The sequence below is a fragment of the Bacteroides sp. 41_26 genome, assembly GCF_949740115.1.
Lineage (GTDB): Bacteria > Bacteroidota > Bacteroidia > Bacteroidales > Bacteroidaceae > Bacteroides > Bacteroides nordii.
In genome coordinates, this window is the sequence record NZ_CATJGZ010000079.1 from 171,146 (window position 1) to 190,720 (window position 19,575).

Genomic DNA, 19,575 nt, shown 5'->3' on the forward strand with positions numbered 1-19,575 from the left:
AACTAAAAAACTTCTTTAAATCATGAATATAAAAACGAAATTGCTTTTCGGAATCGGGATACTGGCCGGAATGATTATTTTATTGGTAACTCTATCTGTTGTCAACCTACAGCTACTGACTGCTACGGACCCCGACAGTCCTGCTGCACTGCCTGCCCTCGAACGGGCTTTATTATGGATCTCTGTTACAGGAGGTATTTGTGTACTCACAGGTCTGGTTCTGCTTTTTTGGTTACCGCGTTCCATTAGTAGACCTATTCTTGAGCTTAAACAAGGTATTCTTGAAATTGCCAATCATAACTACGAAAAGCGCCTTGATATGAAAAGCAGTGAAGAATTCAGGGAAGTTGCTGACAGTTTTAATCGTATGGCAGAACGCCTCACCGAGTATCGGGCCAGTACGCTTGCCGATATCCTTTCAGCCAAAAAGTTTCTGGAAGCCATTGTCAATAGTATCAATGAGCCTATTATCGGATTGAATACCGAGCGTGAAATTCTTTTCATCAACAACGAGGCACTGAATGTGCTCAATTTGAAAAGAGAAAACGTGATCCGCCAATCTGCCGAAGAGCTCTCTTTGAAGAATGATCTTCTCCGTCGCTTGATTCGCGAACTCGTTAGCCCCGGTGATAAGAAAGAACCATTGAAAATTTATGCAGATAATAAAGAGAGCTATTTCAAGGCTGCCTATATCCCTATCAACAATACCAATGCCGATAAAGACGAACCTCATAAGTTGGGCGATGTTATCCTTCTGAAGAATATCACCGAATTTAAAGAGCTGGATTCAGCTAAAACCACATTTATCTCTACCATTTCCCATGAGTTGAAGACTCCTATTTCTGCTATCATGATGAGCCTTCAACTACTGGAAGATAAACGTGTGGGTACGTTGAATGAAGAGCAGGAACAGCTGTCTAAGAGCATTAAAGACAGTAGCCAGCGCCTGTTGGAGATTACCGGCGAACTGCTGAATATGACTCAGGTAGAAGCCGGAAAACTCCAGATGATGCCTAAGATCACGAAGCCCATTGAGTTGATTGAATATGCTATCAAGGCCAATCAGGTTCAGGCCGATAAGTTCAATATACAGATTGAAGTGGAATATCCGGAAGAGAAGATCGGCAAATTGTTTGTAGATAGTGAAAAAATAGCCTGGGTACTTACCAATCTGCTAAGTAATGCCATCCGTTATTCAAGAGAGAACGGACGTGTGGTTATTGGTGCTCAGCAAGAAGGTGACCAGATAGAGCTTTATGTACAGGATTTTGGTAAAGGTATCGATCCTCGTTATCATCAGAGCATTTTTGACCGCTATTTTCGTGTACCCGGCACTAAAGTGCAAGGCAGTGGCCTGGGACTCTCCATCTCTAAAGATTTCGTAGAAGCACATGGCGGCACGTTGACTGTAGAGAGCGAGTTGGGCAAAGGTAGCCGGTTTGTTATTCGGTTGAAAGCGTGATACAGTTTGTTTCAATGTATTGAGAAAATAGTTTCAATGCATTGAAACTCTTTGAAATTTATACTATTCTATTTGTTCTAACTTAAAAGGTTACATACTATTCAAAGATAAAAGACTCGTTCCTTAAGGTAACTCAGCTTAATATAACACATCTTTAATTCTATTTAGGAGTAATAGATCTATTTTCTGCTTTTGAAGATTTCTTGGTGGCTTAATTTAATAAAAGAATCCATATTTTTTTTCAATTACTATTTAGTAGCTTTTAGTACTAAATTGTATTATATAATGAATAATGGACTTATGTATATTATAACAGTTGAAAAACATAAATAAATGTATTTAATACAGCTGAGAGGGTATTATTGCAAGATCTGTATATACAAATGAAGATAACTATTATTTTGTTAATTTTAAAAGAATGATAAATGAAAAAAAAATCAAAGGGCGAGATTAAATTCTTGCTATTACTCTTATTTCTAATTATCCCATTTTTTTTGAGTGCAACTGAGCAAAAAGAGATGAGAGTCAGTTTAGACTTTTCGAATGCTCCTCTAAGTCAGGTTTTGAATGAAATTGGTAGGCAGACCTCACTCCGTATTGTGTATAATACGAAAGATATTAACCCTGACAAAATTATTTCGGTAAAAGTTAACAAAGAGAGATTAGCTTCTGTTATGGTTAGTTTGCTGAAAAACACAAATACGGTTTATACAGTAAAAGATGACTATCTTGTTTTGTATTCTTCCAAGGATAAAAGTACTCCACAAATTGCTCTACAGCAAGATAAACGTTCTATAAAAGGTGCAATATCTGATGAGACAGGCGAACCTCTTATTGGTGTGAGTGTTAAAATACAAGGTACTACGATTGGTACTATTACAGATTTGAACGGTAATTATACGCTTGAAGTAACAGGCGATAAACCTATCTTGGAATTTAGTTATATAGGTTACAAGACAATTACATTATCTGTAGTAGGGGCTAAATCTTTCAATATAGTAATGAAAGAAGATTCGCAGCAATTAGGAGAAGTTGTTATTACTGCAATGGGTATCGAACGTAAATCCGAGTCTCTGACTTATGCAACTCAGCAAATTGGAGGTAAAGAGCTTACGCGTGCTAAGGATGTGAATTTTGTAAATTCGTTACAAGGGAAGAGCGCTGGTTTAACAATTACGCCTAATTCATCAGGAGCTGGTGGCGGTGCTTCCAAGATAACACTCCGTGGGCAAAGTTCAATTTTGGGCAATAACCAACCGCTAATCGTATTAGATGGTATTCCGATGTCAAATGGAATGTCCAGTCAGTCTCAAGAAATTCTTATGGCTGCTTCTCGCGATGATGGTGACTTGCTTTCTACTATCAATCCGGATGATATTGCGAATATATCTATTTTGAAAGGGCCTAATGCTGCTGCGTTATATGGTAGTGCAGCTAACAACGGTGTTATTATTATCACTACTAAGAGCGGACGTGAAGGCAAGGTTAAAGTTGATTTTTCCAGTAATATAACTTTGGAGACACCATTGGTGTATCCGAAGCAACAAGATACATTTGCTCCGGAAATTGTTGGTAGTGAAGTACGTTATAATGCTTGGGGCAATAAACTATCGGATATAACAGATGATCAGTTGGCTATGTTTCCTTATTTGACAAAGAATCCAAGAAATAATGTAACTGATTTTTTTAATACAGGGCAGACTTATAATAACTCGATTTCATTGAATGGAGGAACAGAACATTCCAGCACTTATTTTTCTTATGGAAATACCGTACAGAAAGGTCTGATGGATAAGAATAAATTTGTGAGACATAATCTTCTCTTTAAACAAAGTTATAACTTGCTGAATGATAAATTGAAATTGGATTTATCTTTGAACTACATCACTCAGAAAACGATAAATCGTCCCGTTATAGGTAAAGCTAAAGGTGCGTTACCAGGATTGTATCTTACTCCTAATGCTATCGATTTACGATATTTTGATAAGAATAGAACGTATATTGCGGGTAAAGATGATCCGTTGGTGTATAATGAGGCTCTTAATCCAAATGAAGAAAATGATGTAGTGAATCCTAATTTAGCGGGAACTGCTGTGCAAAATTTCCCATGGGTAAATAATGCTTATATAAATAATCCTTATTTTATGTTAGATGCGATTTCCGATGAAGCTTTCCGTGATCGTATTATGGCTTCTTTTACTGCTAAATATCAGATTTTGGAAACCTTGTCGGCTCAGGGACGTGTAAGTTTGGATAAAACTCATGATGAAAATACAGTACTTGAATTAGCTACTATTCGTGTAGCTAAGAATCAAACATTGGGTGCTACTTATTGGGGGGCCAGAAGCTCTCATCGTGAAATTTATTCCGATTATTTATTGACTTATGCAGATAAGTTTAAAGACAAAATCACATTTAATGCAACAGCTGGTACCAGCTTCAAACGTATTAAGGATCATTCTATTTATATGACTAAAACAAATGATAATACATACGTTTCTCCTAATATACCTTATCCTATACCCGGAGCTTTAGGCTCTAATAAAGAGGGATATAAAGGCTCATTGTTGAGTGGTCAAGACTTAACTCCTACTACTAATTGGGAAACTGCAATTTTTGCAACAGCTCAGGTCGGATTTTGGGATAAGGGATATATTGATGTCAGTTTCCGTAATGATTGGGCAAAAGCGTTTCAACAATTTGCGGATGCCGGCAAATATAAAAGTTTTCCCTACTATTCAGTCGGTGGTAATCTTTTGTTGAAAGAGTTGTTACCTTTTGAAATGCCTAAGGTGGATGCAATGAAATTGAGAGCATCTTATAGTGTAGTAGGTAACTCCATTCCGGCAGAATTTTATGCAGCACAATTTGTTAATCCTTTGACAGGTAATATAGGGGCAAGAAATCCGACTTTTGATAATCCGAAACCGGAAACAACACGTGCTTTTGAGGTAGGTTTGGACGCTACTTTATTTAGTAATAAATTGAATTTTGATGTAACTGTATATCAAAGTACCATGGAAAATCAATTTATGAGAATTACTACGGCTTCGGGACAGATAAAACCGATAAATTCAGGTAAAACAAGAAATCGTGGTATAGAGTTTACTGCCAGTTACAATGCTATTTCTACTAAGGATTTTAGATGGACTACCGGTGTGAATTTATCGTATAATGATAATAAAATATTGGAAACATATACAGCTTTGGATGGTACAACTGACGACTGTATTATGAGTGCGAGTGGAGTTGAAATTCAGACTAAATTTGTGAAAGGTGGTTCTTATGGAGATTTATATGGAAAAGGCTTTGTATATGATAATAATGGCAAAATTAAAATCCAGGATGGTAAACCCGTATTAACAAGTGAATACAATCGTTATCTTGGTAATTCTAATGCAAAGTTTAATTTCGGATGGAATAATACTTTTAGTTATAAAGACTTCTCTTTTTATTTTTTACTTGATGGAAAGGTTGGTGGAAAAGTGATTTCACTAACTCAGGCAGAGATGGATTTTGCCGGTTTGTCTGAAAGAAGTGCGGAGGCACGTTTAGCAAACAATGGTATGGTAACTTTGCTTGATGGTCAGCAAATTACAGCTCGTAACTATTACGAAACAGTTGGAGGAGCGCATTTAGATTGTATCTATAATGGAACGAATGTGAGACTTCGTGAAATATCTTTAGGATATACATTCTATGATTTGTTAGGCCCTTCGAAGCATTTAACCCTGTCTTTGATAGCACGTAATGTTGGATTTTTGTATAAAGATTCTCCGGTCGACCCGGATATCTCCGCTACGGCTGCTAATGCTTTTGGTGGAGTGGATTCCTTTACACTACCAACAACTCGTAGTTTTGGATTAAATATAAAATTAACCTATTAATTGATAATTTGATTATGAAAAAAATATATAAATCAATTTTCCTTGGCGGTTTATTGGGAGTCACTTCTTTATCTATTGGAAGCTGCGGAGACGCTTTTGATTATCCTGATTGGCAAGTTATTGACGAAAAGCAGAATGGAACTTCAGGAGATGATGGGATTGATAAAGGAGATGTTTCCGATGAAATATTGGAAGGTGAGTTACGTCAGGCTATGGAATATGTTATTGATTTTAGAGAACATAAATATCAATATCAACGTAACACCAATATAGATGTATTTGCAGGCTATTGTACGGTGTCAAAAAGTAAATTCGACTTTGGACAGCCTTTATATCATACATATGATTATCCGAATGGCTATTATGGTGGTCCTCTTGGTGAGAGTCAGAAATTATTTCCTCAGTTATACCATGCTTATTTCTTTGGTGAAAGTCATGGGAAACCAGAATGGAAAGCGATAGCTCAAATTTTATATGCATACAGTATGCACGAACTGGTTGATTTCTTTGGTGCGATTCCATATAATGATTACCGTAATTTGAAAGAGACTAATCCGCTTGAATATATATCATGTGAAGAGACGTATAAGGCCATTTTTAGTGATTTGAATGAAGCGATTACGATATTGAAAGAAAGTAAACCTTCTGCTGAGATGTTGAAACGTGTGGAAGGGGAAAAAAATGGTTATTCTAAAGGAGATTGGAAGAATTGGGTAAGATTGGCCAATTCAATACGGTTCAGGATGGCATTGAACATGGTTAAGGTCAATCCTGGAGAAGCACAGACTATTGCAGAAAGTGCTGTTACTGACGAACTGGGTTTGATTACTGAAGATTTTGGATTACCTGTAGATGATGGCAATACTTATCAGCATCCGTTACATAAAATTAGTTCGGAGTGGGAAGATTCGCGCTTGGGAGCTTCTTTAGAGAACATTATGAAGCGTTACAATAATCCGTTATTGGAAGTATGGTTTTCTAAAAACGGAGCAGTTATTAACTCTAAAACAACAGGAAAGAAAGTTTTGGATGTTGCAAAAGAGTGTGTAGGTATGCGACAAGGATGTTCTGTTGATCCTGCTCCGGCAGAAAATGGATATAAAGCATATTCAAAATTCCAGGTTAAATATATGCCGCGTAATTTTTTCAAAGTGACTGAAGTTTATTTTTTACTCGCTGAAGCTAAGTTGAGAAATTGGAACGTAGGAGCTACCAGTGCTAAGGATTTTTATGAGAAAGGTATTAGGCAAGTCTTTACAGAGAACGGATTGGCAGGTGAGGCTGATGCTTATCTTAAACAGACGTCTGCTAACACAAAAATTATTTATAAGGATTATTATCAGCCTGAATTTAGTGAAACCGATCAGACCCGTGGCGTTCAGGTTGGAGTAAAATGGGATGAGAGTGATTCTGATGAAGTGAAGTTGGAGAAAATCGTTACTCAGAAATACATTGCTAACTTCCCTCAATCCGCTGAAGCATGGACAACATTCCGCCGTACAGGATATCCCCGATTATTTCCGGTTGTAGCAGAAGTAAACGGAGTCCCGAGGAATTGGCCGGATCAGTCATTTGATAATGAATTGCAGATACGTCGTATCCCGTTTGGAGAAAGTACTTCAAATGAACAAGTGAATATTCCGTACATTGAAGCTGCACTTGGAGGAGCTAATACTGCTGGAACACGTGTGTGGTGGGATATACAAACAGAAGGACGGGATAAGAATAATCGTATCATCCCGAAAAATTTCTAATTGCTAACTGTTAATTAAAAGATTTTATGATGACTAAGAAATTTGTGTTTTATAATATATTGACATTGTTCGTTGCCTGCTTAAGTTTGATAGGCTGTAAAGACGACGATGTGGCATATGTCAGGATGTCAAAGACTACGGTAACATTGCATCCGAATGACTCTTATCAGTTCCAGGTACTTGCTGATGGTGGAGAGACTTTCTCCGGATCAGTAGTTTGGACTATAGTAGAAGAGACACCGGAAGAAGGCGTTGAGGGAAATGTGATTACGATGGATGAAGAAGGTGTAGTTACAGGACACCAAAAAGGAGAGGCAAAGATTAAAGCAACTCTTCAAGACGGACGTTATTTATTGGCTGTTGTGTCGGTGACAGATCGTAATGGACCGAACAATCCGGAATTCTCTTTTGAACAGGAAGCGTATTATATCAATCCAAGTACTATTTCTGATTCGTTGGTGCTGAATATCGATCCCGACTTAATGAAACTTTATCCATTGGAATTTATTTCTTCAGATGAATCTGTTTTGTTGGTAGATAATGCAAGTAAGTTACAAGAAACAACTCAGGAAGGTACTTATAAATTAGGTATTCATCCGCAAAATATTCAACAAGATGAGCCTGTGGTCGTAACTGCCAAGCTGGGAAATGCCACTATAGAATGTAAGGTGTATGTAAAAGTGAAGTTGTATTTGTCGTTGGCAGATTTCACAGGTGCGGATATTACGGAAATAGATCAAAGCAGCTTTAAGTTTACTATTAATAATGATAAGAAAGGAAAAGATACGATTGTTGTATATTATCGGGCATATCCGGATGATGATAAGACTATTGCGGATTTAGATTTTAAAGTAACCACCTCAGGTGAAGGTCTGGTTGTGAATAAGTACGAAATGAATCCGGAAAAAAAGAATGAATTTCTCGTTGTAGTTACTTCCGGAGGAGTGCCGGGAAATGCTGTGGTAACTGTGGAAGCAGAAGGACGGAAAGTGACGGCAAATTGCGAAGTATATGATAAAAATGACTATTACGTAGAGTCTGTGGCGATGCTTACTGAGCAATATACAATTGAAGATGTGCTTTTTTATGATTTGCTTTCCGAAGTTGAGGTGGCACCTTTCGGTATTACAGACTACTGGCCTATTGAGTGGAGATCATCTGATGAGAGTATTGCAACAGTAGGAAGTGATGGTCATGTTGTGTTCAAGTCGCCGGGTGCAGTGGATATTATTGCTACGGCAAGAGATAAGAGTGCTAAATGCCGTTTTACAGTTTTGTTAAAGGTTTCTTCTATTGAATTTAGTAATAGTGTTGCCAGTTCTTACTACGTGGGTGAATCTGCTAAATTTACAACTACAATTAAGGCAAATGTAAGTTCTGTTCCGGATAATAAGATTGTTTGGGCTTCTTCTAATGTGCAGGTTGCCACTGTTGATGATAAGGGAGTGGTAAGTACGGTTGGCGCTGGAAATGCTACTATTACGGCTACAATAACTGATGATAAGGGCAATACAGTGAAAGCTAAGAAAACAATTGAGGTGATAGATGCTGCCGACATTGAAATTTATAATGTATCTCTTGGCAATAAATTTGTATATTATCAGGAAACGAAAAGCAAACTTGATGTTTATATTGATGAAGAGCTGGCTGTTGAAAACTATACAAATTATTTGAGTTTCACTTTTGACCGGGCTATAAATCTATCACAGGATCATACCTATACGATCGGAAAAGACCTGTCTGGACAAGTACTTTATAATGCAACTGGGGCAACTGTCAATTTATTAAGCGGTACATTAAAAATCGAAGGAGGTAAGTTGATATTTAACCTTAAAGTTGGAATTCCAAGTAAACAGGCTACTATTAGCGGCATTGTTAACATATAATTTATTTTTAATATCTTTTTTGTTCCGGGGTACTTTTGCTCCGGAACGTAATCTAATTATTTTATATTTATGGAAAAAATCAGACATTATTGTGTGGGGGCCTGCCTATTGATGAGTGGTGCAGCGTTCGCCCAAGTTCCATCACATCCGATGTATGTGAATGAGAGCAAGAGTGTTCCTTTTTATGAAGCCTATTCCAATTGGCAACCGGGGAGTCCTTTATTTTCGGATGCTGCTGAAGATGAAGAATTCTTTATTTCTCGCGTGAAACCGAAAGAACGTTTCGAAAACTCTGCTACACAGGTTGATCCGAATATGACTCCGGATAGAAAATTGTTGTGGTGGTGTCCAATCGGTACAGCTGATGGTGGCGGATGGAAATCACTTCCTTCTTATTTCTTTGATTCGGAAGTGTTCAGTATGTGGAGTTATGTGGATATCTATGGTAACTGGACTGCTCCTATGATTCGTATGGCTGGTGCTTTTACCGATGTTTGTCACAAGAATGGTGTGAGGACATCTACATTGGCTTCTGTGCCTTGGGCTTCAACGATTACTGCTACCGATAAAGGACACGGACAGACCATGAAAGCCATGATTGATGGTGGCGCAGATAAACTGTTGAAATTTTTGCGCTATTATGGTATTGATGGTATTGGCTATAATTCGGAATTTAGTATGGGTAGTGGTCTGACTGCTGATGGATTAAAAACATTATTGTCTCAAAGTTTTGCAAAACGTGAAGAAGCTAACTGGCCTTCTTTTACCAATGCTTGGTATTCTTTGATGGCCAGTGGAGGTTCTTTAGGTGGTACAGACGCCCTTAGTTCATCAAATAAAGATTGGTTTCACTGGAACGGCAATCCTACATCTGATGCGTATTTTATGAATTATAATTGGGGTGCAGCAGGTTTGTCTACTTCTCAGTCTACAGCTAAAAGTTTTGAAGGACGTTCTTCTTACGATGTATATGGAGGTATGGATTTCCAAGGTAGATCTGTAGCCGACTGGAATGCTTTAAAAGACGCCGAAATTTCTGTTGGTATTTGGGGAGCTCACAATATGAATATGATTTTTGAAGGTAGAGGCGAATTGGGTTCCAGTCCGTTGACCAAACAAAGAACATATCAGCAGATAAGTGAGAATGTGTTTACAGGCTCTACTTATAATCCGGTAAATAATTTAGCTATTAAAAATATTCTTAGACACTCTACCACTGCAACAGATTTCCATGGATTCTCTAAATTCATTACAGCTCGTAGTGTATTAGGCTCTGATAATTTAGCTGCAGAACCTTTTGTTACCTATTTTAATTTGGGAAATGGAACTTTCTTTAAAGTAAATGGTGAGACTACATTCAATAATGAATGGTACAACATCGGTATTCAAGACTATTTGCCTACTTGGAGATGGTGGTTTACTTCCAGCTTTATGGGGAGAGATCCTGAAAAAGATGTACCGACTAAAGGGTTGAAAGCTGAGTTTACTTGGGATGATGCCTGGTTTGGTGGTTCATGTCTTTCTGTTTCAGGAGAGACAGATACTGAATATCTGCATCTGTTTAAAACAAAATATTCGTTGAAAAGCGGTGATGTATTGACTGTGCGTTATAAAGTGCTAAGCGGTACAGGTTCAATGGCTGTAGCTTGTTCGGCAGAAGGAGCTGAACAAACAGAAGTTTCTGCTGCTGTTGCCAATAATATTTCTTCGAGCAAGGAATGGATTGAGAAAACAATTAAAGTAGGTACACTGCCTACTAATTTGAGATTGAATGATAAAACACTTGCTATGCTTGCTTTGAGATTTACGGATACATCAGCCGATTTTAAGGTATTGATTGGAGAGATCTCATTGACCCGTTCTGCGGCTGTAACTCCGAATCAACCGACTATTACTGGTGAAAAACTGTTGACTACCAATTATAAAGGATTAGATTTCAAGGTATTCTTCAAAATGAAAGACCGTGATGCTGCTCATCCTGAAGCACCTGTTTATAACGACGATGTGAATACTTGGTTCTATAAGATTTATATGCAGCAGGAGGGTGGAGAGCCTGTAATGTGTACGGCTACTACTTCATGGGCTGCTTATGTAGTGAGTGCTCCGTTTGATGTAGCTGGTGCTAAGAAAGTAAAAATTGGAGTTTCAGCAGTTGCTTTAGATGGTAAGAGCGAATCAGGAATAGCATGGACCGAATGGTTGAATACTCCCGAAAATGAAACAGTAGAAGGGCTCGAAATAGACAAGCCGGTTATTAAAGCCAATGAGCAGTTTATAGTTAAGTATATTGACCCGACTCATGCTCCGGCTGATAAATGGGAAATACTGAATGCTCAGACAGGTGATGTTGTGAAAGACTTTCCGAACTCTATATCTCTTGAGACTTCTCTTCCTGAAATCGGCATTTATGATCTTCGTGTTACCTCTGGAGAAAATGTGGAGTTACATCAGGCTTTGATTCAGATTTCTTCTGAAGAAGTAGGTGCTATGCCTGAAATTAAAACATTGACAGCTAATAATAGTGAAGATGCTATCTCAATATCAACAGGTGAAGAGGTAACATACAAATATACCGGACGTAATGCAGACGGATATGTTTCACGTGGTTTGAGATTAAATGAGATTGCTTTTGGAGTTCCTGCCGATCAGTTGAATTTTACCAGCCAATCACCGTTTACAATTGCTTTCTGGTTCAAACCGGCTGTATTCAACCATGTTAGTAACGGCACACATCTTTTGAATATACGTGCTGCCGAAGATCGTTGGCCTGATAGTGACTGGGGATGGCTTTGGACTCATATACGAGCAGAAGATAATAAGTTAGACTTTAGCTTGAAGAAAAGGGAATCTGGTGCTGGTACAGAGACTAAAATTATTACAGAGGACTTTTCTTTTGTCCCCAATCAGTGGTATCATTTGGCTCTTGTAGTAGATTATAAAAACGGTCGTGATGTATCTTTATACGTTAATGGAAAATTGATTAATTCAGGTGGTGGTATAACGAATGTTAAGGACTGGAAGAATGCTTATACAATTATGGTTGGAGGTATTGCTGCCAACAGAGCAGGATTTGACGGCTATTTGGACGAATTCCAATTATACAACAAAGGTTTGACTGCAGATGAAGTGAAAAAATCAATGGAACATCTGACTACGATTCCTGAATCGTTGATTGGTTATTGGGACTTTGAAACAGAACCAAATGAAAAGAATGAAATTTTCAGTACGGGAAGCAACAAGAGCCTAAAAGGCTATATGACTGAAATCAAAACAGTTTCTCAAGGTGTTAATGAATATGTTCCGGTAGACATTACTTATGGAACCGGAGCTCCGTTCATTTCTGGTAGTATCTTTAAAGTAGAGACTAAACCTGTTTGGAAGTTGGAAGAAGCTCAGATAAAAGGTGCAGTAACCGGAACCGGTGAATCTGGTAATGTTGTTGCTGCTTATCCGTCAGAGGGAGAGTTTAATGCTACATTGACGTTAGAAAATGGTTGGGGATCAGTATCCAAAACTTATCGTTCGGTAACAGTTACGAAAGGTGTTGGTATTTCAGACAGTGAATTAGGTATAGCCTACAATGCTTATCCGAACCCATTTGTAAATGAGTTGAATGTTCGCTTTGCTAATGAAGGTACGTATTCTATAGAAGTATTCGATGCTACCGGAAAGATGATTGAAGCCAAAGAAACTACAGTTGCCAATGGTGGAGATATTCATTTGACAGTAAATGGTGCTGCTGGTATCTATTTCATTAATATCAAACAGGATGCTAAAATCTTGAAAGCACTGAAAGTGATTAAAAAATAATATAAGGACCTGACCTTGTATGGGTCTGTATTTAATAGGAGAGGAGTGTTGCTGATATATGATTTGGAAAAATCATGTATGGTTGCTCCTCTCTTTTTACTTTTTAATAATAAAAAAAATCAATGAGTTAAAGCTATCCCTAATATAATGACGGGAGAGGTGTTCTTTTGAGGGCACTGAGAAATTTTTCTTGAATCATCGCTAATAAGATCGGCATATATCTATCATTAAATTTAGATATATGTCGATTTTTTGTATCTCTAAAGTTTTTGTAGAAGCACATGGCGGCATGCAGACTGGGCAAAGGTAGCCGGTTTGTTATTCGGTTGAAAGCGTGATACAACTTATTTCAATGCATTGAGAAAATAGTTTCAATGCATTGAGAATCTTTTCTCAATACGTTGAGAATTTCTTCTCTATATATTGAGAATCTTTTCTCAACGTATTGAAACTCTTTGAAACTTATACTATTCTGTTTGTTCTAACTTAAAAAGTTACATATTATTCAAAGATAAAAGACTCGTTCCCTTTAATTTTTATTACTTTTGTAAAGTTTGATATCTTACTTAGTTACAAGTGAGGCATAATGATAGGATTGCCTTATGTTGTAACTTTCATGTTATGCTATTCTGTATCATAGGAATATTAGGAGGATATACTTATGATTGATGTCTGGGAGTGAAGCAAACTGCTTCTGTTGTCATTGTGATAGAGTTTCCTTATTTACTAATATTTAAAGCTATGAAAAAATATTTATTGATTTTGGTTTGTTTGTTGACACTGCAGGGCACAAGCTTTGTGATGTCCCGTGACATGAAAGGTGATTTAAATACATTAGAGGAATTTCGGTCAACTGCTTTGGAAGAGACAGATAAACCAGTCTTTATCTCCGTGACTGTAGATGCCATCACTCCAATTCCCGGATCAAATTTTTATAATCTTGACCTAACAGCCGAATTTCGTGGTGCTGAATCTCTTTATGCAGAACTCTATGAAGAGTTCAGCATTGTAATTAGATCGCGTTCTTATCAAGAACCGTACATCGTTCATCTTCACTTTGAAAATATTTACAAGGGTGGAAGAGTCTGGGTCGTTTTAGAATTAAAGAACAATGTGGGAACAACGTCTTATACAGTTGAAATTCCCAATCAGATGAAACCTGATTCCATAGAAGAAGTAACAATGGAATCAAGTATTTCACAGGTTGAAGTAAGGGATATGCAAGGAAGGCTTGTTCTTCACACTGAAAATTATGAGAATATTAATCGTCTATCGAGAGGAATGTATATCGTAACGATTACCTATTCAGATGGAAAAGTAGTAACGAGGAAGATTTGTCGATGAGGACATTTATTGTTCTGGTACTGAATATTGTTTATTTCTTCTAATATTTAAAACTATGAAAAAATGTTTGTTAGTTTTGGTTGGTTTGTTGACACTACAGAGTATAGGTTTAACTATGGCTCAGCAAGATACAATTTTAGTATTCGAAGGACATATGAATACTACTCCGTGGGGATCGCAAATCATGAAACCTTGTTTGCCTCGAACAGAACGTTTGAGTAGTGATTTTGGAGGAGTGATTAAAGTAATATGTGGAGCCGGAATAGATGATGAAATGCAGCATTGTATAAAGGCCGCCGCACTACTCTGGGAAGAAAAGTTATATATTCCTGAAAATGTAGTTTTGAAGTTTGAGAAAAAAGAGTTGGGAGCAGAAGCTGCCGATTTTCAGGCTCAGGTGAGATATACTTCATTCCCCGATGCGAAAACAACATATCCCAATAGTTATTATCAGAATTTCTTAACTGATGATGAACGTGTGTATGACGAGGATGCTATTATCCTGATTAATGAAGACACGGATTGGGAGTATAGTTTTAACGGAAAGGCTGTGGATAAGAAGAATTTCACAACAGCCATGTTACGTGCCATTGCCATTTCGTTAGGCTTTGGTTCATCGGTTGTAAATGATGTATCACATGGCATTATCTTTTCTATAGAGGGATGTTTCTCTCCTTTTGATAATCTGATTGTTGACTCCAATAATGTCCGTCTGAATGAAATGCCGAATAATGGAGTTGCAAGCCAGGAACTTTCTTCATTTGTGTCGGAAGAGCGTGTTTATTGTAAAACGTCTGCTAATGAAAGCTTCAGGTTGTATACTTCTCGCAGGTTCCAACGTTATAATTACTTGAATTATCTATATTTTGATGGTGACTTGATGTCATACAATACCAGGACAGGAGATAAAATTCAGCAAATAGATGAGATAGTATTGGGAGTTCTCAGAACAATTGGCTGGGAGGAACCTGAAAGTAATTTAAGGATAATAGCAGAAGGCATTGATGATACGGGTATTGCTTCTTCTTCTCAAAGCTATAATTTTCATGCCGAAACCACTTCAGGCAGTATAGCGAATTATTCATGGAAGTATGAACTGCTGGATAACGAAATGAATTTTGTCACTATCAAAACAGGAGATTCTTCTGATTTCAGTATAGACGAGATAGATGATGTAACGAAGTATAATAAGAATATCAATGCAGATATTAAGGGTAAGATCAGTTTGACTGCTACTACTGCCGATGGGAAAAAGAAGTCTGAAACATTCTATGTGTATTTTGCTACCGAACCTACTTTTGTATCGGTAAAAGTAGATGCTATAACTCCGAATCCCGGGACAAACTTTTATAGTCTTGATGTAGTAGCATTTTACACGGGTGCTGATTATCTGTATGTTGAACAATCTGAAGAGTTTGGTATCCTTGTTAATTCTCACTCCTACGACGAGTTGTATAGTATTAAATTGCATTTTGAATATATTCATAAGGACGGAAAGGCCTGGGTTGATCTGGAATTAAAAAATAAAATAGGAAAAGCGCATTATACGGTAGAAATACCGAGTCAGATGAATCCCGATCCGATCATAGAGGTTACAGCAGAATCAAGCATTTCACAAGTTGAAGTAAGGGATATAGAAGGAAGGCTTCTCCTTCAAACAGAAAATTATGAGGATGTTAACTGTCTATCAAGAGGAGTCTATATCATAATGACTACATATGCAAACGGGGAAAAGATAATAAAAAAAATATGTAAATGAGAAGATTTCTTATTCTTGTGTTGATTCTTACTTAATCTTGTCATATTTGTGCACAAACTGATAATGTCTTTTTGGGAATTTTGGTAAAATCAAATGTTGGCTTTTGGGATAAATACGGTGCTTTATTGCTTGATGACAGTTATATTTTTCACATAGTGAATAAGTTGGAAAGAATTTAATTTTGTGTGTTTGAGTTAACAACTTTCTCTTATGCACCGGAGAATGAGCAAGAAACAATAAATTTTGGAACTGATTTTTTTCGTAATGAAATTATTCTTAAACCAAATAGTACGTAAAGTCATAGATATAATAGTTGTTCAAATTCAGTATGAAGGAGATGAGTAAGAATAAAATCAGGAAAAGAAATCTTTCAATCAATGTATTAAATCAAAAAAAGGAAAGTGTATGAAAGCACGAATTATCATGCTGCTGTTAGTTAATCTTAGTTGTACTCTCTTTGCGCAAAAGAACGATACAGAATCTTTGCCGATTAATAGCCAGCTTTCAGAGATGTCGCCTACTGGAAGAGAGATTCAAGAACAATCGGGCTTGAAGATTGTATGTGAAAGAATTGAAGAGGATGGATTTGCTTCTGCTTATGAAAGTTATAGCTTTAGCATTAATAATACAAATCATTCTATTAGTGAGCCGCAGTGGGCTTATACTTTGCCTTTGAAAGGTGGTGGAGAGGCCATCATTGCTACATCCCAAAATGATATATTTACAATCCCTATAGTTGAGAGTAAAGATCTCTATGATATAGATGCAGATCATTGCATTAGTGGGCGGATCGTATTTCGTGGCATAATTGATGGGGAAGAGGCGATAGTCTCATATAATATAATGTTGGATTTGAAACCTCACATTATATCTTATAGTGAAATCATAAAAACGGTAAATGAAACGAATACTGCATACAACATTGATTTTACGGTTCGCTATGTAGGTTCTGATTTTTTGAGAGTTGGAGTTAGGGAGGAATATTCGCCTTCTTTGATAATGCAAACGATTGAAGAACCCCTTGTTGCCCATGTGCACCGAAGTAGTATTAATGCTTTTAATTATGCATGGGTTTGGCTTCATGTTTACAATGAGTATGGCGAAGATGAGGTTATTATAACCTTGGAGAGTGATATAACAGGGGTACAAACAATACATAGCGATTTTGTAAATGCTTCTGTTATAAGAATATATACGAAAGAAGGAAAATATATGATGCAGATAACCGATTGGGATGATTTGAAAGAACTTAATCAAGAGATTTATATACTTCGGCTATGCAATAAAGAGGGTATTCCTTTTAAGACTATCAAGTATCTGAAAGGACAGTGATGTGAATCTGTTTGTAAGTTTGTGTTTATATCAGTTGAGTAGTCGGATATTTAATCATAGCTTAATATCTTTGTAATCATAAGGTTGGGGAATACCTGATAAACTTGCTGGTGTTTAATTTATTATGATATAATTCTAAAATTCAAACAACTAAATTTAAAAAGGAAAGTGTATGAAAGCACGAATTATCATGCTGCTGTTAATTAGTCTTAGTTGTACTCTCTTTGCGCAAAAGAACGATACAGAATCTTTGCCGATTAATAGCCGGTTTTCAGAGATATCGCTTGTTGGAAGAGAGATTCAAGAACAATCGGGCTTGAAGATTGTATGTGGAAGAATTGAAGAGGATGGATTTGCTTCTGCTTATGAAAGTTATAACTTTAGCATTGAAAATAACACGGATCATTTTATTAGTGAGCCGCAGTGGACTTATACTTTGCCTTTGAAAGGTGGTGGAGAGACCATCATTGCTACATCCCCAAATGATATATTTACGATCCCTATAGTTGAGAGTAAAGATCTCTATGATATAGATGCAGATCATTGCATTAGTGGGAAGATTGTATTTAGTTGTTTCATTGATGGGGAAGAGTCAGTAGCTTCATATAATATAATGTTGGATTTGAAACCTCACATTATATCTTATAGTGAAATCATAAAAACGGTAAATGAAACGAATACTGCATACAGCATTGATTTTACGGTTCGCTATGTTGGTTCTGATTTTTTGGAAGTTGGAGTTAGAGAGGAATATTCACCTTTCTTGGAAATACAAACGATTGAAGAACCCCTTGTTGCCCATGTGCGCCGAAGTGGTATTAATACATTTGATTGTGCATGGGTTTGGCTTCATGTTTACAATGAGTATGGCGAAGATGAGGTTATTATAACCTTGGAGAGTGATATAACAGGGATACAAACAATACATAGCGATTTTGTAAATGCTTCTGTTATAAAAATATATACGAAAGAAGGAAAATATATGATGCAGATTACAGATTGGGATGATTTGAAAGAACTTAATCAAGAGATTTATATACTTCGGCTATACAATAAAGATGGTATTCCTTTTAAGACCATCAAGTATCTGAAAGGGCAGTGAGGTGAGTATGTTGGTAAGTCTGTGAATCTGTAATTATGATAAACTGTGTATATGGATTTCAAATATATGATAATGAAGGTTTTAGGCTGTTAATAACTTTAGAATAACCTGTTGATAACGTTGTTGATAACTTTGCGAATTAATAATTAAGTACGGTGATGTCTTTATAGATTTATTGTATTTTTCGATGGTAAAGTGGTCTATATACCAAACGGGAATTATTCAGGATTAGGATAATTCCCGTTACATTTTGACTACATGATTACGTTTTTAGAATTTATATCCGTAACCCAACATGATTACTACGTTATCATCTTTGGCAAACATAAATTTGGCTTCGGCATTCAAATAACTGTGTTCGGAAAGTGGAAGAGTGATTCCTCCTCCCAGATTGAAAGCAAATTTAGTAGAGTTGCTTCGATCTATTTCAATCTCTTTCCCTTTTATTTCAACATTGTTTTTTTATAAAAATTGTTTTGCATACCGATGCCGGCAAGGGGATAAACGGAAAACTCCTGGCCATCTTCTTTAAAGTTAAATACATAGTGGAAATTTGCGTTTACATCTAATCCGGTGACTTTATCCTTAGGAAAGAAAAAGGTTACATCTGGTGCAAGCCGATCTTATGATTATGAAGTCAGATTGATCTGGGATTATTCAAGTGATTGTCCTTGTGGCTGTATATTTTCTTCCATTGTTTTACAAGCACCGTTAAAGAGTGCTTTCGGTTCTATTTCTAACTTGCAAGTGTAAATATCTCCTTTCATTGAACATCCTGACTTCAACACTAATTCCTCTTCCGTATGTATATCTCCTTTCAGGATACCATGTAATATTGCAGAAACAGAGGTTACATTTCCTATGATTGTTCCTTGTGGACCCAATATCATGGTTTTGTGACAGGAAACGTTTCCTTCTATAGTACCATCTACTCTTAAACTTCCCTCTACATCAACTGTGCCTTTTATAACTGTCCCCATAGCTATAGTTGTCAGTTTCAGGGGCTCAGACTGTATCTGGGAATTTTTTTCATCTTTCTTTTTTCCAAACATGACGATTTTATATTAATGTTTATGCTATATATATTGTTTATTTGCTTAAATATCGAATGATATTGCAAAAATAGTAAAATAATAAATATTAGAGCCTGTTTAAATTTTCTTCAAATAGGATTTTTCAGCTTCTTTTGAGTTTATTTCCGGTCTATTTTTCCGTTTTTAGTCGTCACATAGCCCGCTA

General features: G+C 36.7%; 10 protein-coding genes and 1 pseudogene. 9 read left to right on the plus strand and 2 right to left on the minus strand.

Annotated elements, in window-relative coordinates; all coding sequences use genetic code 11:
- The first annotated feature begins 22 nt into the window (after positions 1-22).
- The 9 genes from QX565_RS11000 (at position 23) to QX565_RS11040 (ending at position 18,336) form a co-directional block, all read left to right on the plus strand.
- On the plus strand, positions 23-1,462 hold the full coding sequence (locus QX565_RS11000; protein WP_025866810.1) for a HAMP domain-containing sensor histidine kinase: 1,440 nt from the start codon (positions 23-25) through the stop codon (positions 1,460-1,462).
- A gap of 518 nt (positions 1,463-1,980) precedes the next feature.
- Complete coding sequence (locus tag QX565_RS11005) at positions 1,981-5,349, plus strand: SusC/RagA family TonB-linked outer membrane protein (RefSeq protein WP_289292780.1); 3,369 nt, start codon at positions 1,981-1,983, stop codon at positions 5,347-5,349.
- Positions 5,350-5,363: 14 nt separating this feature from the next.
- Complete coding sequence (locus tag QX565_RS11010) at positions 5,364-7,103, plus strand: SusD/RagB family nutrient-binding outer membrane lipoprotein (protein WP_289292781.1); 1,740 nt, start codon at positions 5,364-5,366, stop codon at positions 7,101-7,103.
- Positions 7,104-7,129: 26 nt separating this feature from the next.
- Entirely contained in the window at positions 7,130-8,989 is a 1,860-nt protein-coding gene (locus QX565_RS11015; protein ID WP_289292782.1) for an Ig-like domain-containing protein, read from the plus strand.
- Positions 8,990-9,058: 69 nt separating this feature from the next.
- Positions 9,059-12,799, plus strand: coding sequence for an endo-beta-N-acetylglucosaminidase (locus tag QX565_RS11020; RefSeq protein ID WP_289292783.1), 3,741 nt, complete (start codon positions 9,059-9,061; stop codon positions 12,797-12,799).
- A gap of 741 nt (positions 12,800-13,540) precedes the next feature.
- Positions 13,541-14,143 carry a T9SS type A sorting domain-containing protein gene (locus QX565_RS11025; protein WP_221650323.1) on the plus strand — a complete coding sequence of 201 codons (603 nt, stop codon included), beginning with the start codon at positions 13,541-13,543 and terminating at the stop codon, positions 14,141-14,143.
- A gap of 55 nt (positions 14,144-14,198) precedes the next feature.
- A complete protein-coding gene (locus QX565_RS11030) occupies positions 14,199-15,902 on the plus strand; it encodes a T9SS C-terminal target domain-containing protein (RefSeq protein WP_289292784.1) in 1,704 nt (567 codons plus the stop codon).
- 405 nt (positions 15,903-16,307) lie between these two features.
- Positions 16,308-17,234, plus strand: a complete 927-nt coding sequence (locus QX565_RS11035; protein WP_289292785.1) for a hypothetical protein — start codon at positions 16,308-16,310, stop codon at positions 17,232-17,234.
- Between the two features lie 172 nt (positions 17,235-17,406).
- A complete protein-coding gene (locus tag QX565_RS11040) occupies positions 17,407-18,336 on the plus strand; it encodes a hypothetical protein (protein WP_289292786.1) in 930 nt (309 codons plus the stop codon).
- Between the two features lie 270 nt (positions 18,337-18,606).
- On the opposite strand, the pseudogene QX565_RS11045 reads toward QX565_RS11040, so the two are convergent.
- Together QX565_RS11045 and QX565_RS11050 are read right to left on the minus strand one after the other, a co-directional pair.
- Positions 18,607-18,956 (minus strand): annotated as a pseudogene (locus QX565_RS11045) (outer membrane beta-barrel protein); the annotation flags it as partial.
- A gap of 33 nt (positions 18,957-18,989) precedes the next feature.
- Complete coding sequence (locus QX565_RS11050; protein ID WP_025866819.1) at positions 18,990-19,388, minus strand: bactofilin family protein; 399 nt, start codon at positions 19,386-19,388, stop codon at positions 18,990-18,992.
- Between the last annotated feature and the right edge of the window lie 187 nt (positions 19,389-19,575).

What these genes read in the sequence shown, in the direction of transcription:
- QX565_RS11005 (WP_289292780.1), top strand. Translation starts at nt 1,981, where the DNA reads ATGAGAGTCAGTTTAGACTTTTCGAATGCTCCTCTAAGTCAGGTTTTG.
- QX565_RS11040 (WP_289292786.1), top strand. Translation starts at nt 17,407, where the DNA reads ATGAAAGCACGAATTATCATGCTGCTGTTAATTAGTCTTAGTTGTACT.
- QX565_RS11030 (WP_289292784.1), top strand. Translation starts at nt 14,199, where the DNA reads ATGAAAAAATGTTTGTTAGTTTTGGTTGGTTTGTTGACACTACAGAGT.
- QX565_RS11015 (WP_289292782.1), top strand. Translation starts at nt 7,130, where the DNA reads ATGATGACTAAGAAATTTGTGTTTTATAATATATTGACATTGTTCGTT.
- QX565_RS11025 (WP_221650323.1), top strand. Translation starts at nt 13,541, where the DNA reads ATGAAAAAATATTTATTGATTTTGGTTTGTTTGTTGACACTGCAGGGC.
- QX565_RS11010 (WP_289292781.1), top strand. Translation starts at nt 5,364, where the DNA reads ATGAAAAAAATATATAAATCAATTTTCCTTGGCGGTTTATTGGGAGTC.
- QX565_RS11050 (WP_025866819.1), bottom strand. Translation starts at nt 19,388, where the DNA reads ATGTTTGGAAAAAAGAAAGATGAAAAAAATTCCCAGATACAGTCTGAG.
- QX565_RS11020 (WP_289292783.1), top strand. Translation starts at nt 9,059, where the DNA reads ATGGAAAAAATCAGACATTATTGTGTGGGGGCCTGCCTATTGATGAGT.
- QX565_RS11000 (WP_025866810.1), top strand. Translation starts at nt 23, where the DNA reads ATGAATATAAAAACGAAATTGCTTTTCGGAATCGGGATACTGGCCGGA.
- QX565_RS11035 (WP_289292785.1), top strand. Translation starts at nt 16,308, where the DNA reads ATGAAAGCACGAATTATCATGCTGCTGTTAGTTAATCTTAGTTGTACT.